Consider the following 18,874-nt stretch of genomic DNA (forward strand, 5'->3'; position numbering starts at 1 on the left):
AGTGCAATATCCTGTGCATAATCGATCTGCCACCTTGTTGATATTGAGCATATAAGAGAATTTATATGTATTCTTTTTAATAGAATAGGACTTTTCGGCCTAACAAAGATTAAAAATCTAGATGAATCATGCAAAGCACACCGCAGTGTGCTTTGCAGATAGTTTTTAACAACCGGGAGGACTAGAGGAAGAACCAGTAAACGAAGAATGAAATGATGAAAATACACAGAATATTCAGCACAAAGCCGACTTTGATCATCTCAGATTGCTGTACATGGCCGGTACCAAACACAATCGCGTTTGGTGGTGTGGCGACAGGTAGCATAAAGGCACATGAAGCACCAATACCAATAACAATCACCAGAATTTCTTTAGGCATTCCCATCTGATCGGCAATTGCGGCAAATACCGGCACCAGCAGGGCGGCAGACGCTGTGTTACTGGTAAATTCAGTCAGAAAGATAATGAAAATGGTGACCACAAAAATAATCACCAGCGGTGAGGCATCACCAAAAGCATTGGCCACTGTTTGACCGAGCACCAGTGAGCTGCCTGAATCCTTTAAAATTGCACTTAAGGTCAGGCCACCACCAAACAAGTACAGCACGCCCCAGTCGGTATTTTCTGCAATCTGTTTCCAGGTTGCGGTGCCCAGAACCACCACCAGACAGGCTGCCAGCAGTGCAATCCAGGTATCAGGCTGGCTGATGCTAAACATTTCCGTCAGTCGTTTGCTGAAAATCCATGCCAGCGCCGTACAGATAAACAGTAGCATGGTGGCAATTCGTGTAGCCGTCCATGGAATATCTTCTGTGACAAACTTGATTTTATGATTCAGTTTCGGACGCAGCACGATATATAAACTGATCAGCATGGCGGGAAGCAGAATCAGCATCATGGGTAGGCCGATTTTCATCCAGTCGGCAAAGTCATAACCAATCGCCTTGGCCGCAATCGCATTTGGTGGAGAGCCTACCAATGTTCCCAGTCCACCAATACTGGCTGAATAGGCAATCCCCAGCAGGATAAACACAAAGGTTTTACGCTCTTTTTTGATATCCAGATGTGACAATAGTCCCAGTGCCAGCGGGAGCATCATGGCTGCTGTTGCCGTATTTGAAATCCACATGGACAAGCCAGCCGTTACTGCAAAGATCGCCAATACTGAAATTCCCAAATGTCCACCCGACATGGAAATAATCCACATGGCAATTTTTTTATCCAGCTTTTGAATATGCAGCGCGGTCGCTAAAGCAAAACCACCAAAAAACAGGAAAATGACCGGATCGGCAAATGTGGTTAAAGCTGCTTGGGTGGTGATGGGGACCAGTGCCCCGTCAGAAGCCATCGGCATGGCGAGTAGGACTGCTAGTACTGGCACTAACAAAGCGGTAATCGTGATATGAATTGCTTCTGTCAGCCAGAGAATACCGATAAAAGCCAGCAGAGCCAGACCCTTGCTGGCATTCTGGTCATAGGGCAGGTAAAGATAGAGGCTATAGGCCACAATAGCCGCAACAACAATAAGGATCCAGCCCTTAAGTACTCCTTTCGGCATGGCATTGGTCGGGGTAGCTAGATTGGTCTGAGTCATATGCACTCCTTGCAAGTTTTTATTTAAGTCATATTTTTAGATTGATTTTAAATATTTGATTGTTTGGTGTGTTTAAAAAACATCCTACTTGAAAATGCTGTAGTTCGACTGTTGTATTAATGCAGCGCTTTGCCAAAGCGCATACAGGCCAAGTATAAAAAGCAGACTTAGTACAATATATTTGAAATGCTGCTGAGATAAACGGTGGCGTATTTTCCCCCCGATCCAGACGCCAGCAAGGGCAAATAAGCTTATTCCGATCAGAATATGCTGTTGGGGGGCTTCAAAGGCGATCAGAACTGGAAAGAGCAGGGTCAACTGAATCAGTTTGCTGGCAATAAAATTGAGATTACTGATAATCACAATATCGGTTTTGGACAGTTGGCAGCTCATCAGATACATCATCAGAAAAGGTGCCATGGCATTGGTCGCGCCGCCAATGATGCCCGCGAGTAAGCCAAAACAGAGCATACTGAAAATATGCTGACTGACTTGCAGCGGCCGTGTCCGTAACTGATCCAGTACATACGATATCATCACCAGACCCAGCAATAATTTCAGAATCCCTTCATTCAGCCAGAACAGTAACTGAACTCCGAGCATGCTTCCCAGCAGGCTGCTCAGGATCAATGGCCAGTAATGTTTTAGATAATAGCCAATACTGCTGAACAGGCCATGTTGTGGATCGGCATTGAGCATAATCAGGTTGAGCAGCAGGCAGGGCAGAATCACAAGCGTCACTGCTATACTGAGCGGATATGCACTGGACAGCACAGCCGTACTCATCATGGGAAAGCCGAATCCGCTTAAACCATGCAGCAGTGCAGCCAAGGCGCAAAGCCAGAGCATTATCCATTCTGCCTGCGTCATCTGAGATCCATTCTAATAATTAAGAATATTAAACTTAGCGTTAATTGAGCTGAAAGATAAAGTAGAAAGCTGTAATACGAGGCAGAAATAACAAAAATAGAGACAAAAAAAGCCACGATAATCTGGGGGAATTATCGTGGCATCAAAATTTCACCACATTCAATCGGGGTGAAAGAGGAAGACCTTAGACAGGATTTATTGCAAATAACTGCCGGACTTAATAACGTTTATCCTGATTGACTGTACGTACAGGATTTTGATAGCCCTGAGCTTGCTGAGCCGCATTCTGCTCAATTCTATGCTGTTGCTTCGGCATGATTAACCACAGCACCAGATAGACTAAAATACCCGGAAAGGCAGCGCTCATCACCGAAATGATTACAAAAATAAGCCGCAACAAATTTGCGTTCCAACCAAAACGTTCAGCAATACCACCCATCACACCTGCAATCATGTTTGAGCGGTTAGAGCGATATAAACCAACATTGGCCATTAAAATCTCCTGATAAAATAGGGGTGAGTTCCAAAAGAAACTCATACTTCTAGAAATGGAGTTGGATTAATTTTTTTAAAGTGCTGATTAAAAATAAATTCGTTAAGTAATGTTAATAAAGATTAAATACAGTTATAAGACCTACTAACATAGTGAAAATTCTATTGAACTCTTATATAAAGTTCATCGGCTTACGATGTACTCTGGACTTGCTGTGTTTCCTATTTAGGTATGTTTTAAAATGAAATTGGGTGTATCAAGTTGTACATTAAGCAGTTTTTTTAAATTTGGCCTGATGCTGGGGAGCATCGGGCTACTACAGGCCTGTGATCGTCATGAAGTCAAGCTTGAACCGGATTTTCAGACGGAAGCAGAACAGGAGGGGGTCAGAATTTCTGCTGCAAACGTACCGCCTGAGGTGGTTCCGGTAAGTGCAAAATCCTTAACCCAGGTGGCAGGGCAGGCGACACTTCGGGCAGAAACCGATTTAAATCCGGTGGTTGTCCCGGATTATGCCAAAGATTTTATTGGCCGTTATCATACCGAGATTGAATGTGATGGCAGTTTTGCACCATGTAATGAAGGTCGGGCAGAATTTATCCTGAGCCTGATGCCTGATGGTACCGTGCATCGCAGTATTTTGCAGTATGGTAAAGTATTTGTTGATAATACTAAGACCCACACAACTCATAATGTCACTTATCGTAAAGACCGCTGGACTGTTAATCCGGAGCGCACGGAACTGGTGGTAAACCGTAAAGAAGGGGCGAGCTTTTATTACAAGATTAAAGATTCCAATCATCTGGTGATGAATCTGGAAAAAATCTACAGTGAAAAGCAGAAAACCAATCAGGAATTATTTGATAGTGGTTTTCCGGCACCGACCAAAGCCTATGAACTGATCAAAGATACTTCTTTTCATATTCAAGAATGAGTCAGGCTAAAATGGGCAGCCTGGAAGATACCTGATTTGAAAACAATTCAGATTATAAAAGCCAGTGATAGCAGCGCATCAAACTATATCTAGATGTAGAAATAGAGCTATAGCAATTAAATTGAAATAAAGAAGAGGAATGTTGCAGAACACATTCTAGGAGGAGAATGGTGGGTCGTCCGCGATTCGAACGCGGGACCAACGGATTAAAAGTCCGCTGCTCTACCAGCTGAGCTAACGACCCTGAGGAATAAAAATGATGATCATTTCTATGACGTAAGAGTTTGGTATACTTTTACGTGATCCTTTCGGAAGATGGTGGGTCGTCCGCGATTCGAACGCGGGACCAACGGATTAAAAGTCCGCTGCTCTACCAGCTGAGCTAACGACCCATCAAGGAATATCAAAGGAAGTGGTGGGTCGTCCGCGACTCGAACGCGGGACCAATGGATTAAAAGTCCACTGCTCTACCAACTGAGCTAACGACCCTGAACCAGCATTCAAACCAGGTTTGAATGTGCAGTGCAATACAAGCTAAAGAGCTTAAAGCACCACTTTGTTTGATGGAGCGTATTGTAGCAAGATCTCATTTCAGCGCAAGTAAAAAATAACAAAGTTGCCTATGTTTGATTATAAATACAACAATTCCGCTTTATCTAAACAAAAAATAGGCAACTTCAGTACTTAGAAGCGATATTGATAGGCCTGAATATTCTCAAAAATCTCTGCTGTCAGATCAGAATAGGCAGTTGCGCCTGGCAATAAAACCAGTAAACGTTCGTCGGTTTTACTCGGATCGAATGCTTGCTCTTTCAACCTGTTTTTCTGATATTTAAAGGTGCCAGTTGTTTCGACTTGCTGCTGGATACGTAAAAATACCGGAACGGCATAGGCTGGTAAACACTGTTTAAAGGTGCTGGTCATCTGTTGCAGGTCATCTTCATTCAGCTGCACATCCGGTTGTAATGTCAGTGCTGCCATACCGGCACGACCGTTGGTATTCGGAATTTCGACCCCATACACCACCGCTTCAGCAATCTTGTCATACTCAGTCAGCATATTTTCGACTTCGGTGGTGGAAACGTTTTCACCTTTCCAGCGGAAAGTATCGCCCAGACGATCGACGAACTGTGCATGACGGAAGCCAATATTGCGTACCAGGTCTCCGGTATTGAAATAAGCATCCCCTTTAGCAAAAACATTCTGCATGATCACGGATTTGTTTTTTTCTGGATCGGTATAACCATCAAACGGGGAGCGGCGGGTAATTTTACCAATCAGTAAACCTGTTTCACCTTTTTTGACCCGTTTGCAGCGACCCTTGTGATCTCGCAGTGGCTCATTTTTGTCTTTATCAAAGGCAATAATTGCATAGGGGGTTGGCGAGAAACCGACGGTATTGTCAAAATTGAAAATATTACTAAAACCGACATTGCCTTCACTCGAGGCATACAGTTCCAGTACTTCCTGAATGCCAAAGCGCGACTTGAACTTGTCCCAGATATTCGGACGCATGCCATTGCCAATCATTTTGGTGACCCGATGGTCTTTTTCCAGTTCGGAGGCAGGGGCATCCATCAGATAGCGGCACAGTTCACCGACATAGCCAATCGCAGAGGCATCAAATTTTTTTACATCCTTCCAGAAGGAGGATGTCGAGAATTTACGGCGAATCGCCAGCGTACCACTCGCTGCAATCACGCCGCACCAGCACACCACCATGCCTGTGGCATGATAAAGCGGCAGGGTGCAGTACATGACATCATCTTTGTTCAGATTCAGCACATGGCCATAGGTGCCATAAGCCAGTGTCCAGCGCCCGTTACTAAAGATCACTGCTTTGGGCAGGCCGGTGGTGCCTGAGGTATAAATGTAGAACAGTCCATCTTTGCCCTGCACCGAGTGCGTCGTCGGCGGATTGAATTTAGGGAAAAGATCGGCTTTTTCGGCAAGGTTAATAAAACCTTCAGGGGCCTGGCCAGAATTGGCCTGTGTATTTTGATCGGCAAACCAGTGAAAGTGTTCGCTAGCAATATTCAGCTCATCACGAATTTCGTTGACGGCATTCTGGCACTCTTCACCCACAATCACGGCAATCGGTTTGACCAGATTGATACTATGCGCCAAGACTTTGCCCACTTGGGAAGTGTTGACCAGAGCACTGGTTACACCGAGTTTGGCCAGAGCGATCACACTGGCAATCAGTTCAGGGCGGTTCTCGACCATTACCGCGACAACATCGCCTTTCTTAGCGCCCAGGGAAATATAGAAATGTGCAATCTGGTTGGCCCAGGCATTGAGCGCGGCATAACTATAGCTTTGTTCTTCAAAACGTAATGCAATACCTTCCGGATGGCGCTGTGTGGCTTTTTCAAAAGCCAGACCCAGACCGGCCGGTGTATTCGGAGTACGTAAATAAGCCTGTCTTAGCCCGGTCAATAAATTGGGCACTTTGGTCAAGAAGGCCGGGATTTTGGCAGCGACATCTGCAATACCAATCAGGTCATGTGATTTCATTTGGGTCATGAGCATCCTATTTATTTTTCGTATCCGGTACGTTTAATTTATATACAGTAGATGAGCTATCCATCTTTTAACGTTAAAAAGCTAGTGCAATCAACCTATTCTCACCAAATCTAGCAAAAAAAACCTAGTCACCGAAATGACTAGGTTTTTTTATATCACTGCAATTGGGCTAATTATGACTCAGTTGCAGTATTGGCTTTTTTCGGTGGACGGCCACGTGGGCGACGCGGGCGAGCAGCTTGCTTTTCAGCTTTTTCTGCTTCGCTGGCTTCAGTTTCTTCTGTGGTCACTTCTACCGGATCTTTGTGCTTTGCAACCGCTGCTTCTGTTTCAGTACTCGCTTCAACTGGAGCAGCTTCTTCGGCCTGAACTTCAGTAACTTCGGCTGGTGTAAGCTCAGTGGCGACTTCAGCTGTTGCTGCAGTTTCAGTCGCGGTCTCTTCTGCTGGCTGAGTATTTTCAGTCGCTTCAAGCACTGCTTCCGATGCTACAGGCGCTTCAGTTGCAGCTGCTTCAACAGGCTCAGCTTGCGCTTCTGCTGCAGGTGCTTCTGGCGCAGTTTCAACTGCCGGAGCGGCTTCCACTTTTGCCTGTTGTTTGGCTTGTTGCAAAGCCTGTTCTGCAGCCTGTTTGGCCAAACGGCGACGCTCACGCGGATCGTTGGCAACACGCTTGTCCGAGACAGGCTTAGGTGGGTTCAGATCCAGGACTGGAGCAGGCTCTGCTTCAACCTTGGCTACGGTCACTTCAACATCACGGGTGACCGGTTTCTTCTCTGCAGCAGGAGCTGCTGCAGCTACCAGACTTGCGTTGTACTCTTTCGTGAACTTTTCTAAAGCACGGTTGAACGTTGGCAATAAACCAAACTGTTCGATCAGTACGGAGCAGTCTTCACCATAGACATGACGAATCAGGCTGCCAATGGTGAACTGACCCAAAGTCGGTACTTGTGAAGGTCTTAACTGCTGAGTTGCAGGCTGTTGAGACTGTGCTGCACGCTGCTGGCGACGACGCTGACGCGGATCGTTGCTGGCACGTGTTTTTTCAGAGGTTGCTTCAGCTGCTACAGCCTCTTCCACAGGAGCTGCGGTAAGAGTAGCTTCAACCACATTTTCAGCTGCAGCCGCTTCAACAGGCGCATCTGCCGGGGCAGTAACCTCAACTGCTGGCGTTGCCACTGTAGCATTGTCATTCAATGCCACGATTTCGCTTTTCGCCTGATCAACATTCACCACCATTGCTGTTGGCATGACTTCTTGACGCGGTGCATCAACCAGTTCAACACGAAGCTGCTTGTCATTGGCTGCAGCAGGTGCTTCAACAACTGCAGGAGCGGCCTGAGGCGCCTGTTCGTTCAGCACGCTTGGATCGCGGTGGCGATTTGGACGCTCTGGACGTTGCTGGTTACGGCGGTCGCGACGCGGCATGGTCTGCGGCTGTTCATTGTTTTGAACATCGTTTTGCTGCGCTGGCTCGTTATGATGCTGACGGCGAGAGTTACGCTTGTTTTCACGTGCTTCATGACGTTGTTCTTGACGAGACACCTGAACCACTTCTTCATGCACTTGATGCTGCTGAGGCGCTGCAGTTTCAGACTGAACTTGCTGCTCACGCGGTTCTTTGTGCTTAGGGTTCGGGTTGCGCGGTTTTTTGTTGTGACGTGGCGCTCTTTCTTCACGCTCTGCCGGTTTTTCTACCGCATCACGTTCCTGTTTTTGTGCAACAGTCGATGGTGCCAAGTAAGCATTGCTATTTGGCGTCGCCGCAGCTGGAGACAATTGCTGTGCTGCAGGTTGGGTAGCTGGTGCAGCCACCTGGCCAAACTGGCCACGACTTACCGCACCGCCATTGATCATTTGTTCAATTGCTGCAGCAGCATTGTTAGCAGTGCGTGATGGATCAACCGTAGCGGCCTGCTTCTGAACAAACAGGTTTTCTAACCATGCACATGGGCTGCTTGACGCTACTGGAGCTGCTGCCTGAACAGGAGCCTGTTGTGCAACTTGCGGTTGAGCCGGCTGGTTTTGCTGATTACGACGTTTATTGTTATTACGGCCGTTATTTTGTTGTGGTTGTGCAGGCGCTGGTGCGGCATGTTGCGCATGCTGTTCTTCTTCCAGATGCCATTCAGAAGACTCATAACCCAACTCTTTCTCACTTGAACGAGTTGCTTCGGTACGCTCATAGCTGGTTGGTGCAAAGCCTTCAGCATTATACGTGATTTCATAATGCGGAGTTTCCAGATGCGGATGCGGCAATACCGTAACGCGTACATTTGAGGTCTGTTCCAGATATACCAGGGTATGACGCTTTTCATTCAACATGAATGCAGCAATTTCGACCGGAACTTCGACCTGAACTTCACCTTGACGTTCACGCAGTGCAATCTCTTCCACTTTACGCATGATTGAAAGTGAAAGTGAACGCAGGTCACGCACCATACCGGTACCGTGACAGCGCGGGCAGACATAGCCAGTTGCTTCTTCAAGAGAAGGACGCAGGCGCTGACGGCTCATTTCCATCAGGCCAAAACGTGACAATTGACCGAATTGAATACGGGCACGGTCACTTTGCGTCGCTTCACGAAGTTTCGCTTCAACCATGCGCTGGTTGCGGTCTTTGGTCATGTCGATAAAGTCAATCACCACCAGGCCACCGATATCGCGTAAACGCAATTGACGCGCAATTTCTTCTGCTGCTTCAATGTTGGTATTGAGAGCCGTATCTTCAACATCGCTACCGCGGGTTGATTTTGCCGAGTTGATATCGATGGATACCAACGCTTCAGTTTGGTCGATTACGATCGAACCACCAGAAGGCAGTTTCACTTCACGTTCGTAGGCCGTTTGGATCTGGCTTTCAATCGCAAAATGGGCGAATAAAGGCTCATTTAACGTATAGGTTTTGAGCTTGTCGAGTTGACGTGGCATTACTGCTTTTACGAAGTTATAGGCTTCGTTATAGGCCTGCTCAGAGTCGATCAGGATTTCAGCCACATCATCACGTAAGTAATCACGAATCGCACGTGTTACCACGCCCGCTTCCTGATGCACCAGCATTGGCGATGGACCCGAATTTGCAGTGCTCTGGATTTGCGCCCAAAGGTCAAGCAAATGTTGAAGGTCTAATTGAAGTTCTTCTTGTGAACGGCCGATTCCGGCAGTACGCACGATCACGCTCATGCCACGCGGCACGTTTAAAGATGCCAGCATTTCTTTGAGTTCTTCACGCACTGCACCTGAAATCTGACGGCTGATACCGCCACCTTTCGGGTTATTTGGCATTAGAACCAGGTAACGGCCAGCCAGTGAAATAAAGGTAGAAAGGGCAGCACCTTTGTTGCCACGTTCTTCTTTTTCCACCTGAACCAGAAGCTCAGTACCTTCAGTAATCAGTTCGCGGATATTTGAAGTCTGGCGCGGATCGGCCTTGTAGTATGAATTTGCGATTTCACGCATTGACAGGAAGCCTTGACGACCTGCACCGTATTCAACAAATACAGCTTCTAGAGAAGGCTCAACGCGAGTCACGTGACCTTTATAGATATTGGATTTTTTTTGTTCACGGGTACGATTCTCTAAATCAAAATCGTAAAGACGCTGACCAGTGACAAGTGCAACGCGAATCTCTTCGGCATGTGTTGCATTAATCAACATACGTTTCATGGGTGTAACACCTTATAGTGATACACAGCAAAAAATCGCTATACACGTAGCGAACATCACACATCACGGATCAATGGCTCAAATCTGCAATGAATTTCATTGTGGTTTGAGTCTTTTATTACCGGCTTCTATTTGTATAGATAGGCTTCGGTTTTGATTCACGTATTGATGATGGCAATACGGCTTCAATCTTTAAACGGATTAAAGTCACCTGAACGCTTCACTGGCGGACGAGCGGTGCATTGGATGTGTGTAACTTTCACTGTCACATTGCTCGAAGATCATCCCTTCTTTATAGAAAGTGTCTTGATACGGAATTGTCGTCGTATCTTTACAAACTGTGCAGATCCAATGCATCGACGCTGTAGCCTGAAGTCGTCTTCAGGGTGCGACTAATCTGATGTGTATCAGTTTACGTTTAAAAACCAACGAAAGTTGGCGACATATTTTTTAAGACAAACTGATTTATGTACCTGAGGTACAATTAAACGCAACAGTTTGCTTTGTTTGCCGATATAATAAGCCTTCGGCGTCGGCATAATTCTTTGGGGACCTTCCCGTATCATGTGAGTCTTTAATTGAACAATCAAATTCAGAAAAATCTGAAATGATTCAACTTTTACTCACAAACGATGGTTTCCGTGCGCTGACTATATCAAACCTTGCATCATCTGCCTATGGGTTAAGCTTAGGTTTCTTGTGTAAAGCATAATCTAAGTGATCAGTTTTTAATCAATTTTAGTAATTTTTGGGTCATAGTAACTGTATGAATTCTACGCAACAATGGCAAGACGTCACTTGGTTTGAAGTGGATGAACATCAAGATGGACAACGCATCGATAATTTCCTGTTTAGTCGTCTGAAAGGTGTGCCAAAAAGCCGTATCTATCGTCTGATTCGTGAAGGCCAGGTGCGGGTCAATAAAAAACGTGTCAAGGCGGAAACCAAACTGGCAATTGGTGATCAGATTCGCGTTGCGCCGATCCGTTATGAGCAAAAAGATGAATCTGCTGCACCAATCTCTGACAAGGTTGCCAATGGTCTGTTAGCCCGGGTAATTTATGAAGATGAAGGGCTGATGGTGGTCAACAAGCCTTCAGGTATTGCGGTGCATGGCGGCAGTGGTGTGGCCTATGGCCTGATTGAAGGTTTACGTGCCGCCACCGGTAAAAAATACCTGGAACTGATTCACCGTATTGACCGCGATACTTCAGGTCTGGTGATGATTTCAAAAAAACGCAGTGTGCTGAAAAGCTTACAGGACATGCTGCGTGAACATAAGATCAAGAAAACCTATGCTGCCGTAGTGAAGGGCAAGGTTGCTTTAGATAAACAGCTGATTGATGCACCTTTACATCGCTATGAGCTGGCCAATGGCGAGCGCCGTGTCTGTGTATCACCGAAAGAAGGTAAAGAGTCTAAAACCCAGTGGAATGTGCAGGAACGCTTTATGCATGCCACACTGGTCTATGCCTCTCCGCTTTCAGGTCGTACCCATCAGATTCGTGTACATGGTCTGAGTATTGGTCATCCGCTGGTGGGCGATGAAAAATACGGTCATGAAACTGGTTATAACGGGCCGAAACCACGTCGTTTATGTCTGCATGCCATGCGTCTGGATATTCCGGGATATCCAACCATTGAAGCGCCATTACCTGAGGATATGCAAAGTCTGGTGGCGCAACTTCGTGCGCAGAAGGCGGATAAAGTGGTTGCACCTGAAGTGGATGATGAGTGATTTTTAATTAATCCTCTCCCTAGCCCTCTCCTTTAAGAAAGGAGAGGGGATGTCACGTAAAATATTTCGTCCTCTACTTAAGCGGTATGTTGATATTTTGATTTATTAAAATTAGTAATTACGGTTTTTTCCCTCTCCTTGTAGGAGAGGGTCAGGGAGAGGTTAATAATCCAACCCTGAATCAAATCTAGGAAATCTATATGAACTCACCTGTAAAACTGGTCATTTTCGATTGGGATGGCACTTTATTTGATTCAGTCGGTCAAATCGTGGCAAGTTTACAGTTCGCGGCACAACAGTTTCAGCAGCCCTTAACCGATGAGGATGCCAAAAGCATTATCGGTCTGGGGTTGCCAGAAGTGGCCCAGCGTTTATTTCCGACTGTACCTAAATTGCATACCGAAATTTTACAAAGCTATTCGGAGCATTATGTGGCGAATTCATCCGGTGATTCCTGGTTCGAAGGCGTCGCTCAGATGCTTGCAGAGTTGCAGCAACACGGTGTGAAGCTGGCCGTGGCGACTGGAAAAAGTCGTAAAGGACTGGATCGGGTATTAAAACAGACGGGGAGTGTCGAGCTTTTTACTGCCACGCGTGCAGCAAGTGAAACCAGATCCAAACCGCATCCACTCATGTTGCAGGAAATTCTGGCTGAAACGGGAGTGCAGGCCGAGCATGCGATCATGGTCGGTGATACTTCGTATGATCTGGAAATGGCACAAAATATTGCCATGCCAAGTATCGGGGTCAGCTATGGCGTGCATGAACCTGAACTGTTAGCGCAATTCAATCCGAGCTGTATCGTGGATGATGTAACTGCGTTGCATGCAGCACTGTTGGCTAAAGTTCAATGGAAACAAGCGATTTAATCTATTATCTTGACTGTCATGCACATTCGGCATTTCCCCGGTTTGCAACTGCTGGGGATTGCTGCAGATTTAAGCATCTGTTCTTATCTTTTAGTCTAAAGTCGCAATTAGGTTGATTTTATTCAGCCATATTCACAGCGTTATTCTGCTAAATCATGACCTATTTTAAATAATAAATTTTTGTTTTATATTGATTTTTATAAATTCCCTTTATAGCTAATAGCTATAGCGAAAAATAAAATAACTATTGGCATAAAAGCCGTATTTTTCCCATGCTAAAACTGTTTATTCCTATGCTCGCTCTGAGAAAAGTAATCCCGACGGATTATCGGCCTGATCATGTCTATCTTGTCTGTCCATCTTAGATCCCGGCATAAGCCTAATTTTTGCAGTTTAAGGAAACATTGATGTCGAATTCTGCTGTTGTTGAATCAGTTGCACAAGCACTTCGTAGCGCTGAATTATCACAAACTGCGATCGCGCCGATTCGCCCAGAACTGGGTGGTGAAGGTGCTGACGTAGATATCGCCTATGCCGTTCAAGAAGTGAATACTGAGCGCGCTTTGTCTGAAGGCCGCCGTCTGGTTGGTCGCAAAATTGGTTTAACCTCTAAAGTGGTTCAAGCGCAACTCGGCGTAGATCAGCCGGACTTCGGCATGTTGTTTGCTGACATGGCCTATGGCGATGGTGAAGCAATTCCTGCAGGTTTGCTGATTCAACCTAAGGTTGAAGCGGAAATCGCATTGGTGATCAACCAGGATTTGACCAAAGAAAAACATAGCTATGCTGACATCATCAGCGCCACTGACTATGCGCTTCCTGCTATTGAAGTCGTGGATAGCCGTATCGAAAACTGGAAAATCTCGCTGATTGATACTGTGGCGGACAATGCATCTTCTGCAGCATTTGTATTGGGTTCACGTCCAGTCAAGCTGGAAAATCTTGATCTTGTGAACTGCAAAATGGTCATGACGCGTGGTGACGAAGTTGTGTCTCAAGGGGTAGGTAAAGCATGTCTGGCAAATCCACTCAATGCCGCAGTTTGGCTGGCAGATGAAATGGTACGCCGTGGTCGTCCATTACTTGCAGGCGACATTATCTTAACAGGTGCCTTAGGGCCTATGGTTGTGGCTCAACCAGGCGATGAATTCAAAGTTGAAATTGAAGGCTTCGGTTCTGTTACAGCTGCATTTGCTGCTGAATAATCGAGATTCCAAGAGAGTACATTCATGAAAAAGATTAAATGTGCAATGATCGGTCCAGGTAATATCGGTACTGATTTGCTTTATAAATTACAACGTAGCGAATGGTTAGAGCCAGTGTGGATGGTGGGTATTGACCCAACTTCTGAAGGTCTGGCACGTGCTGCAAAAATGGGTTTAAAAACCACCGCTGAAGGTGTGGATGGTCTTCTGCCTCACGTGATTGCTGATGATATCAAAATTGCATTCGATGCAACGTCTGCATACGTACACGCAGAAAACAGCCGCAAGTTAAATGAACTTGGCGTGCTGATGATTGACTTGACGCCTGCGGCGATTGGTCCATTCTGTGTACCACCTGTAAACCTTGAAGCATTGCTTGCTGCCGGCGAAGTGCCAAACGTAAACATGGTGACATGTGGTGGTCAGGCAACCATTCCGATGGTTGCTGCAGTTTCTCGCGTTCAGCCAGTTGAATATGGTGAAATCATTGCAACGGTATCGACCAAGTCTGTAGGTCCAGGTACACGTAAAAACATCGATGAGTTTACCCGTACTACTGCCGGTGCAATTGAGAAAGTGGGCGGTGCCAAACAAGGTAAGGCGATCATCATCATTAACCCGGCTGAGCCACCACTGATGATGCGTGACACGGTTCACTGTCTGGTAGAAGGCGAGCCGGATCAAGCGGCGATCACTGAATCAGTGCACGCGATGATCAAGGAAGTTCAAAAATACGTACCAGGTTACAAACTGGTAAATGGTCCAGTATTTGATGGCAACCGCGTATCAATTTACTTGGAAGTTGAAGGTCTGGGTGACTTCCTGCCGAAATATGCAGGCAACCTGGATATTATGACTGCAGCAGCTGCGCGTACCGCAGAAATGTTTGCAGAACACGTATTCAACACTGCTGAAGCTTAAGGAAATACCAAAATGTCTAAGATTATTGTTCATGATATGACTTTGCGTGATGGTATGCATCCACAGCGCCATCAAACCACTGTTGAGCAAATGATTGCGATTTCAACAGCACTTGATGATGCAGGCGTACCTTTAATTGAAGTAACGCATGGTGACGGCCTTGGCGGTTCATCAGTAAACTACGGTTTTGCTGCAGCAACAGATGAAGAATACCTGTCTGCTGTTGTGCCACGTATGAAAAATGCAAAAATTTCTGCATTGCTTCTACCTGGGATCGGTACGGTTGACCATTTGAAAATGGCGCACGAAATTGGTGTATCTACCATTCGTGTGGCAACACACTGTACAGAAGCGGACTGTTCTGAACAGCACATCACCGCTGCACGTAAGCTGGAAATGGACACCGTCGGTTTCTTAATGCTTGCTCACATGGCGTCACCTGAAAAATTGCTTGAAGAAGCAAACAAAATGGTGTCTTACGGTGCAAACTGTATCTATGTAACAGACTCTGCGGGTTATATGCTTCCTCAAGACGTCATCGATCGCGTAGGTCATTTACGTCAACACCTTGATCCAAGCATCGAGCTGGGTTTCCACGGTCACCATAACTTGGGTATGGGTGTATCGAATACTGTAGCTGCGGTTCAGGCCGGTGCAGTACGTGTTGACTTGGCATCTGCTGGTCTTGGTGCTGGTGCAGGTAACACGCCACTTGAATTGTTCATCGCTGTGGCTAACCGTATGCAAATGGACACTGGCGTTGACTTGTTTAAAGTACAAGACGTTGCCGAAGACCTTGTGATTCCAATGATGCACAATCCAATTCGTGCCGACCGTGATGCAGCAACTTTAGGTTATGCGGGTGTTTACTCGTCATTCCTGTTGTTCGCGAAACGCGCTGAAGCGAAATATGGCGTTTCTGCTCGTGAAATCCTGATGGAACTGGGTCGTCGTGGTACGGTTGGTGGTCAGGAAGATATGATCGAAGACTTGGCTTTGACCATGTCGAAAGCACGTGAATTACAAGCTTAATCGTTTCATATGCTTGGTATTAAAATAAGTTTGATAAAAAAGCATCCAATCTGGATGCTTTTTTTATTTTAAATGGCGTTCATTGATATATTAAAACTCTGGAATGAGACGTTTTACTTATAGTGTGATACAGGGATTATTCTGACACTTTATTTTCATTAAACATAAAAACGATAAATAAAAAAAGCCCATTTAAAAATTTTATTTTTTTTTGGCTTATTAATAGAAGAAACAAAAGATTAGATTAAATATTTGGTCAATTTTTTATTTGAATTAATCGTTTTAAAATCTAAGCCATTTGCTGGACCAGCAGAGGTACGCAAGATAGAGCACCAAAAGCAAAAAAAGTTTAATACTGTGGTCGGATTTTTTATTTAAATCGACTTGCGCATGATGGCCGCATGGATTTTATCAGTTCAATAGGGAAATCATGATGCGTCGTCAAAATTTATGGATGGCAATATTTGCTGCGACAGCAACTTTAGGGACAACTGCAACCAATGCAGATTTCATTGATGACAGCAATGTGCAATTAAAATTTAAAAATTTCTATTTAGACCGCCAGTATCAAGATGACTATTCATCACGTAACTGGGGTTCTTGGTCACAGGCTGTGACCCTAGATGCTAAGTCCGGTTATCACGATATCGGGGCTGGTATTCAGGTGGGTGCCGACGTGCTTGTTCAGCATGCGGTCAAACTTAAAGGTCGTGATCAGAATCCGGATTGGGTTTTACCGCACGATGGCACAGAATCAAAAGACCATTATGGTAAGGTCGGTGCAACTTTAAAGGCCAAAGTATCTGAAACTGAACTGAAAGTGGGTGAATTATTGCCTATGTCACCTGTGTTGTTTTTCGATCCATCACGCCAGTTACTCACCACTTATAGTGGTGCCTGGTTAGAATCGAAGGATATTCTGGAAAATACTAAATTCACCGTGGCTTATATTGATCGGATTAACAATCGTTATGACAACCAGTTCCGTGATTTAACCAAATTTAATCCACCGCAATTTGATAATGGTGCTGAAGCAAACGGTATGTGGATTGCCGGTGTAGATCACCAGCTGAGCAAAGAACTGGGTGCAAGTTATTGGTACGCGGATGCTCGAGATATTTATCAGCAGCACTATCTGGGTTTGAGTTACAAAACCAGTTTAAGTGAAAAAACCCAGTTAGATAGCCATGTGCGTTATTTTGACAACTCGGAATCTGGCGATAAATTATATGGTGAAATTGATAACCAGGCCTTATCTGTAGGGGCCAAAGTAAAGCATGGTACACATACTGTAGGTCTGGGTTATCAGCAAATGTTTGGTGATTCTGCATTGCCTACATTGGGCGGGTGGGTGCCACAACCTTATTTGGTCAACTGGGGTGTAGCAACCTTCACTGCACCAGAAGAAAAATCATGGAATGTTTCTTATGGTTATGATTTTTCCGAGTTGGGCGCCAAAGGTTTGAGTGCAACAGCGGTGTATTTCAAGGGCTATGATCAGAAAGGAACTGGGGCATATCAAGGTCAGAACTTCAATACGGATGAAGTGAATGCCATCGTCAATTACACTGTGCCAGAGGGTAAATTAAAAGGTTTGGGTGTACAAGGCATGTATATCGATGTGAATTTTGCCAACCCAACCAAGCCAGATCTACAGGAATACCGCGTAGCAACAACTTATACCTATAAGTTTTAAAAGTGAATCCAGAGGGTGGATAGAGCAGTTGGTTGCAACTGCTCTCTTTTTGACTAAGGAAGAAACACAGAAAAAATGTAAGGGATTATTTTTATTTTACACATAAATATCAATAACTTAAATTATATATATTTTGTAGTGTGCAATCGTAATTTTGTATCAGTTTGCTGTCGTTGAACAGGTAATATAAGGGTGTAAAAAAGTCATTTTAATGAGTCAACTTGACGTCGAATTCTTGGAATAGAGGGACACGCAAGCTAAAGACTGTAAGAGGAAGTAATATGAGCACTGTTCAAATCCCTGACTATCAAACAGATCCATTCTTTGGCTTAGAAGACAAATGGATTGAAACTGCTGAAGGCGAGTTGACCCATTACCACGAAATTGGTGAAGGTACGCCAATCCTGTTTTTACATGGTTCAGGTACAGGCGTATCGGCTGCTGCCAACTGGTGGTTAAACCTGCCACAAATTGGTGAGCAAGCACGTTGTATCGCGATTGATACCATCGGTTATGGCCAGACTGTAGTAGCACCAAATACAGCTTATGGTATTCGTGCCTGGGTAGATCATGCAATTCGTACTCTTGATGCATTAGGCATCGAAAAAACCTGGTTGGTGGGTAACTCTTTAGGTGGCTGGTTGGCATTCCAGTTGGCACTGGATTATCCAGAGCGTGTATTGGGTATTGTTTCTATGGGTACTGGCGGTGCGAAGCAAACTGCTGCATTGAAAGCGCATGCAAACCCGGTATTAACAGAAGAAGGTATCAAAAAGACACTTTCTATGTTCGTTGTGAACAAAGACTTGATCACTGATGAATTGGTTAAAGTACGTTTTGCCTCTGCTGCAAATGACTATGCATCAAACCGTTTGATGGATGTTGTGGGCGCACGTGACCGTGACCGTTTCGAATTCCCACTCGACTTTGACAAAATGAAAGACATTACAGTTCCTGTATTGCTGATTCATGGCACACAAGACGTGGTAATTCCTGTTTCACGTACTTGGGATATTCTAAATGTAGTTCCAAATGCTGATGCACACATTTTTAGCCAGTGTGGTCACTGGTCACAAGTAGAAAGAGCAGACGAGTTCAACACTGTGATCAAAAACTACTTAGCGGTACACATGGCGTAAAATAATCGTCCTAACATCTTTAAAAAAAGGGATGGCTTAGACCATCCCTTTTTTATGGTGAAAAATATCTAGCTGATGTATTCAATTGAGGATGATTATCATTTGTTTGGGCTAATCTGAAAATCCTACTATTTTTAAATGCTTACTAAAATACGGACAAGAAAAAACCAACCTGAATTTTATTAGACTTAA

13 protein-coding genes and 3 tRNA genes are annotated in these 18,874 nt (G+C 45.1%); 8 read left to right on the forward strand and 8 right to left on the reverse strand.

Annotated features, from left to right (window positions below):
- Nucleotides 1–181: 181 nt before the first annotated feature.
- The 3 genes from AC3IT7_RS01515 to AC3IT7_RS01525 all read right to left on the reverse strand — a co-directional run bounded on the left by AC3IT7_RS01515 (nt 182) and on the right by AC3IT7_RS01525 (nt 2,957).
- On the reverse strand, nt 182–1,594 hold the full coding sequence (locus tag AC3IT7_RS01515; RefSeq protein WP_475653413.1) for an SLC13 family permease: 1,413 nt from the start codon (nt 1,592–1,594) through the stop codon (nt 182–184).
- A gap of 84 nt (nt 1,595–1,678) precedes the next feature.
- A complete protein-coding gene (locus AC3IT7_RS01520; RefSeq protein WP_489249154.1) occupies nt 1,679–2,464 on the reverse strand; it encodes a sulfite exporter TauE/SafE family protein in 786 nt (261 codons plus the stop codon).
- Nucleotides 2,465–2,681: 217 nt separating this feature from the next.
- The gene (locus tag AC3IT7_RS01525) at nt 2,682–2,957 is read right to left on the reverse strand and encodes a PspC domain-containing protein (protein ID WP_489249155.1); all 276 of its coding nucleotides are present in this window, start codon (nt 2,955–2,957) and stop codon (nt 2,682–2,684) included.
- Nucleotides 2,958–3,198: 241 nt separating this feature from the next.
- Between AC3IT7_RS01525 and AC3IT7_RS01530 the strand changes: the two genes are divergently transcribed.
- Complete coding sequence (locus AC3IT7_RS01530) at nt 3,199–3,891, forward strand: hypothetical protein (RefSeq protein WP_489249156.1); 693 nt, start codon at nt 3,199–3,201, stop codon at nt 3,889–3,891.
- A gap of 168 nt (nt 3,892–4,059) precedes the next feature.
- Here the strand turns inward: AC3IT7_RS01530 and AC3IT7_RS01535 are convergent.
- From AC3IT7_RS01535 to AC3IT7_RS01555, 5 genes are all read right to left on the reverse strand, one after another.
- A tRNA-Lys gene (locus AC3IT7_RS01535) sits at nt 4,060–4,135 on the reverse strand.
- 72 nt (nt 4,136–4,207) lie between these two features.
- A tRNA-Lys gene (locus tag AC3IT7_RS01540) sits at nt 4,208–4,283 on the reverse strand.
- 21 nt (nt 4,284–4,304) lie between these two features.
- Nucleotides 4,305–4,380, reverse strand: a tRNA-Lys gene (locus tag AC3IT7_RS01545).
- Nucleotides 4,381–4,575: 195 nt separating this feature from the next.
- On the reverse strand, nt 4,576–6,417 hold the full coding sequence (locus AC3IT7_RS01550) for a long-chain-acyl-CoA synthetase (protein ID WP_489249157.1): 1,842 nt from the start codon (nt 6,415–6,417) through the stop codon (nt 4,576–4,578).
- A 173-nt stretch (nt 6,418–6,590) separates the two neighbouring features.
- On the reverse strand, nt 6,591–10,082 hold the full coding sequence (locus AC3IT7_RS01555; RefSeq protein ID WP_489249158.1) for an Rne/Rng family ribonuclease: 3,492 nt from the start codon (nt 10,080–10,082) through the stop codon (nt 6,591–6,593).
- Between the two features lie 766 nt (nt 10,083–10,848).
- On the opposite strand from AC3IT7_RS01555, the gene AC3IT7_RS01560 reads away from it, so the two are divergent.
- From AC3IT7_RS01560 to AC3IT7_RS01590, 7 genes are all read left to right on the forward strand, one after another.
- Nucleotides 10,849–11,820, forward strand: coding sequence for an RluA family pseudouridine synthase (locus AC3IT7_RS01560; protein WP_489249159.1), 972 nt, complete (start codon nt 10,849–10,851; stop codon nt 11,818–11,820).
- Nucleotides 11,821–12,020: 200 nt separating this feature from the next.
- Entirely contained in the window at nt 12,021–12,689 is a 669-nt protein-coding gene (locus AC3IT7_RS01565) for an HAD-IA family hydrolase (RefSeq protein WP_489249160.1), read from the forward strand.
- A gap of 407 nt (nt 12,690–13,096) precedes the next feature.
- Nucleotides 13,097–13,894, forward strand: coding sequence for a 2-keto-4-pentenoate hydratase (locus tag AC3IT7_RS01570; RefSeq protein WP_475653480.1), 798 nt, complete (start codon nt 13,097–13,099; stop codon nt 13,892–13,894).
- 24 nt (nt 13,895–13,918) lie between these two features.
- Nucleotides 13,919–14,815, forward strand: a complete 897-nt coding sequence (locus AC3IT7_RS01575; protein WP_475653821.1) for an acetaldehyde dehydrogenase (acetylating) — start codon at nt 13,919–13,921, stop codon at nt 14,813–14,815.
- Between the two features lie 12 nt (nt 14,816–14,827).
- On the forward strand, nt 14,828–15,847 hold the full coding sequence (gene dmpG / locus AC3IT7_RS01580) for a 4-hydroxy-2-oxovalerate aldolase (RefSeq protein ID WP_475653820.1): 1,020 nt from the start codon (nt 14,828–14,830) through the stop codon (nt 15,845–15,847).
- Between the two features lie 433 nt (nt 15,848–16,280).
- Nucleotides 16,281–17,543, forward strand: a complete 1,263-nt coding sequence (locus AC3IT7_RS01585; protein WP_489249161.1) for an OprD family outer membrane porin — start codon at nt 16,281–16,283, stop codon at nt 17,541–17,543.
- A gap of 281 nt (nt 17,544–17,824) precedes the next feature.
- The gene (locus tag AC3IT7_RS01590; protein WP_475653818.1) at nt 17,825–18,682 is read left to right on the forward strand and encodes an alpha/beta fold hydrolase; all 858 of its coding nucleotides are present in this window, start codon (nt 17,825–17,827) and stop codon (nt 18,680–18,682) included.
- Nucleotides 18,683–18,874 lie beyond the last annotated feature (192 nt).

Source organism: Acinetobacter sp. KH_038 (genome assembly GCF_057839405.1).